1 protein-coding gene is annotated in these 637 nt (G+C 67.7%); it reads left to right on the forward strand.

The genetic code is table 11. The annotated features are described in order from the left end of the window. Nucleotides 1-344 precede the first annotated feature (344 nt). The coding region (locus tag E4F61_RS14205; protein WP_133480255.1) for a hypothetical protein at nucleotides 345-637 on the forward strand (293 nt) is incomplete at its 3' end.

Genomic DNA, 637 nt, shown 5'->3' on the forward strand with positions numbered 1-637 from the left:
TTTTGCTTCATGCGTGAGGCTTTTCGCCTGATCGATGAGGCTCGGGAGCCTCATGCGCGAGGCTTGGAGGCTCATCGATGAGGCTTTTTGCCTCGTGCGTGAGGCTTTGAGCCTCAACGGTGAGGCTTAGAGCCTCGTGGATGAGGCTTTTTGCCTCGTGCGTGAGGCTTTGAGCCTCATCGATCAGGCTCGGGCGCCTCATCGACGAGGCTTCGAGCCTCAAGCGTCGATCGGACGCCTGCGGGGACGCGCACCCGCCCCCGTTGGACCGCGCGTCGCGGTCGGCCGTATCGTCGGCACGGATGCGTCGTGGCCCCGCCCGGCGCGCAGGGGATCCGACCGACATGTTGATCGCCAAAGCCTTCAGCGCTTTCAGCACGCGCCTCTATCGCCGCGATGGCGAACAGGTCGGCGTGCTCACCATCGCCCCCTGGCTTGGCGCGCCGCGCAACGGGCGCCTGCAGGGCGGCAAGGACGACGTCGCCACGCTCGAACTGGGCGGCAGGACGTACCGGCTCGAGTGGGAAATCCTGGGTTCACCGGACGACCGGGCCGGCGTCCGCTGGTTCCTCATGGACGGCGAGGACACGCTGGCGACCGGCACCGCGCGCCGCGGTGAGCTCAAGCGCCGCTGGGA

The sequence above is a fragment of the Cognatilysobacter segetis genome (assembly GCF_004359965.1).
Classification (GTDB): Bacteria; Pseudomonadota; Gammaproteobacteria; order Xanthomonadales; family Xanthomonadaceae; genus Cognatilysobacter; species Cognatilysobacter segetis.